Raw genomic sequence first — 3,100 nt, forward strand, 5'->3', positions numbered from 1 at the left:
TCAGTTTGTTTCGTGTCTGTTCCACATCCGGCGAGCGTAAGGGGCACAATAAGGGATAAAGCTATTACTGATGCAATTTTCTTTTTCTGTTTAAGCATTTTGTCCTCCTTTTTTCTGATCCGCGATTTGAGTTTCTTTGGAAAAGCGCAAATACGATTGACTGCAATCTCACAATAATAAATTACGATAATCTTTCATACAGAAAAAAATATGGTTTCCTTTGATAATTTACTATTGTGATTCTTCAAAAACTTTACATTTCATCAATATGTAATTTCTTTGAAATTTTTACCTATTTCATACAATCCCTTAATCAGCATCTATTTTAAAAATATGTGAGGAGAATTTTCAAATCATATTTGAATCCCAGCTCCAACTTTTGAGCTTGAGTATTTCATTCTAGCTTAATATCAAAAAAAAATAGAGAAACCATTATTTTTTATAGAACCGTAATAACGAATTATTAAAGGAAAACATGCTTTTTACTGTTTTATGATTTTCTTTTTTCGTCTATCGTGGAATTATGTCCAAACAAGACTTTCATGAATGAGGAGTGGGTAAATGAATAACAATGTACCAGCCACAACTGCTGTAAAGAATGGCTTCAAAAAGGCCAACTCCGTGCGTCGGCAAAGTTTTTTAATGGAAATTTTCAGACGCTGGCCGTTTTACGTCATGGCGCTGCCAGGATTGCTTTATTTCATCATATTCAGTTACTTGCCTATGTTCGGGGCGGTGATCGCTTTCAAGGACTATAACCCGATAAAGGGAGTATGGGGCAGCAAATGGATCGGTTTTAAAAATTTCGAGTTTTTCTTCAAGTCCGATGCGGTATGGAGGGTTACGTTTAATACGATTTTTTACAACCTGGTCATCATGGTGACAGTTACCGTTATTTCCGTTGTTTTCGCCATCTTGTTGCAGGAAACCGGAAGCCGCTTACGGACATCGCTTTATAAAAGTGTGATGTTGCTTCCGTTTTTCCTATCTTGGGTAGTAGGAGAGTATATTGTGTACGCCTTGCTTAGCCCTGACCAGGGGGTAATGAACGGGATTCGAAGATCACTAGGATTAGAAGAGATACAATGGTATGGTGAGCCGTTATATTGGCGTTTTATAATGCCGTTGGCATTTATCTTAAAGTCAGTAGGCTATACTTCGGTTGTTTATGTTGCGGCTTTACTGGGAATATCGTCGGATTATTATGAAGCAGCTGAAATCGACGGGGCGAACAAGTGGCAGAAGGCAAAGTTCATTACGATTCCGTTATTGATGCCCGTTGTCATTATCCTTTTACTCCTCTCGCTTGGGAAGATTTTCAATGGTGGGCTTGGCGATTGGGGCGCATTTTACAATCTGCCACGGGAATCGGGGATTTTGTTTTCTACCACTGATGTTATCGACACCTACGTTTTCAGATCATTGCGCACTGTTAACGATATCGGTATGTCATCTGCAGTTGGACTGTATCAAGCAGTTGTTGGATTTGTGTTGGTGCTGATAACCAACTCTCTGGTCAAAAAATATGATTCCGATAGCTCGCTATTCTAGCGTACTAATTTGAGGAGCGTGTAAAAGTGAAAATGATATCCTTCACAGGATGGAATGTAGTACCGAAGATTCTGATCAATTTAATGTTCGCCGTATATAGTGTGATGTGCCTTATACCTATTTTACTGGTACTGTCCATTTCCTTTACAGATGAAAAATCACTCGTGACCGACGGATTTCACCTGATACCGAAACTATTCAGTCTCATAGGATACCAGTATGTATTCTCCGGCACTTCAACCATTTTGAATGCTTACAAGGTTACAATCCTCGTCACAGTCGTTGGCACATTTCTTCATTTATTTGTGACCTCGCTGATGTCCTATGCTATTTCCAGGAATGAAGTCAAATACAGGAATCAGATAGCGTTCATTGTGTTCTTTACTATTCTGTTCAATGGAGGATTGGCTCCCTACTACATTTTGATAACCAGATACCTCCACTTGAAGGATACATTTTTTGTTCTAATCGTCGTGATGCTTGTATCTCCGGTACATGTGATGATCATGCGCAACTTTTTCAAATCGCTGCCTGACGCAATCATTGAATCGGCGAGGATTGACGGCTCGGGGGAATTCAGGACTTATTTCCGGATTGTACTCCCTTTGTCTACGCCTGTACTTGCGACTATCGGGTTATTTATTTCTGTCGCCTATTGGAACGACTGGTTCACCTGCTCGTTGTTTATAGAGAACAATAAACTTTATAATCTTCAATATTTGCTTCAGTCCTTAATGACAAACATTCAGATGCTGCTAAGCAACGCAAACGCTTCTAGATCTATTGAACAATCGATTGGTATGCTTCCAGGAGAAAGCGCAAGAATGGCTACCTGCATGCTATCAATTGGACCGATCATATTAGCGTACCCTCTTTTGCAAAAATATTTTGTGAAAGGGCTGACTCTTGGAGCGGTAAAATCATAATGGTAAATATTGTTTATTAAATAAAGACATGGAACAAGCCCTAATCTGCAAACTGACTCCGTAAATGTACCGGCTTCAGCTTGCAGATTAGGGCTTTTAGCGTCCCAGACCTTAAGTCCCGCTAATCGTATAGCTTGTCATTCTTTGCTTCATGCTTACTTGCCATTCTGCTTCTTCCATTCGTTGATCTGTTTCTGCTTCTCCGCAATAATATCGTCGGCCCCGGCATTCTTCAATTTTCTTATAAATTCATCATAATATTTGTCAGGATCTGCCGTGCCCGAATCGAGCGCATATAGAAGTTCTTTCAAAGTCGCGTCAACATTTGCCATTTGTGTTTTAACGGGTCCCGTATTAAATACAAATCCCATCACAGGCGATACCATTGCTGTCTTATCAGCTTGATAAACGATGTTGAGCGACTTTTCACGTGATTCGACATCGGTGTTCTGATCCCACAACATCCTGCCATAAGACTGTCCGATTTCCCATTCATACCAGTTAAAATTGTATTGGCCTTTGATCATGTCAATTTTCTTTTCGCCAATCTTTTTATAATCTATCCCATCTTGACCGAAAGCGAGGAGATGGAATAACTCGTCATTCGTATTCAGCAATTCGAT

The 3,100-nt window shown here is 39.8% G+C and carries 3 protein-coding genes; 2 read left to right on the forward strand and 1 reads right to left on the reverse strand.

Features of this window, described 5'->3' with window-relative positions; genetic code table 11:
* Positions 1-561: 561 nt before the first annotated feature.
* A complete protein-coding gene (locus GC096_RS26605; RefSeq protein ID WP_171634430.1) occupies positions 562-1,551 on the forward strand; it encodes an ABC transporter permease in 990 nt (329 codons plus the stop codon).
* 32 nt (positions 1,552-1,583) lie between these two features.
* Positions 1,584-2,477: a carbohydrate ABC transporter permease gene (locus GC096_RS26610; RefSeq protein WP_171634432.1), complete on the forward strand. Its 894-nt coding sequence runs from the start codon at positions 1,584-1,586 to the stop codon at positions 2,475-2,477.
* A 155-nt stretch (positions 2,478-2,632) separates the two neighbouring features.
* Here the strand turns inward: GC096_RS26610 and GC096_RS26615 are convergent.
* Positions 2,633-3,100, reverse strand: a 468-nt coding sequence (locus tag GC096_RS26615) for a DUF3502 domain-containing protein (protein WP_171634431.1), incomplete at its 5' end; no start/stop codon positions are given.

Source organism: Paenibacillus plantarum, assembly GCF_013141695.1.
Taxonomy (GTDB): Bacteria; Bacillota; Bacilli; order Paenibacillales; family NBRC-103111; genus Paenibacillus_E; species Paenibacillus_E plantarum.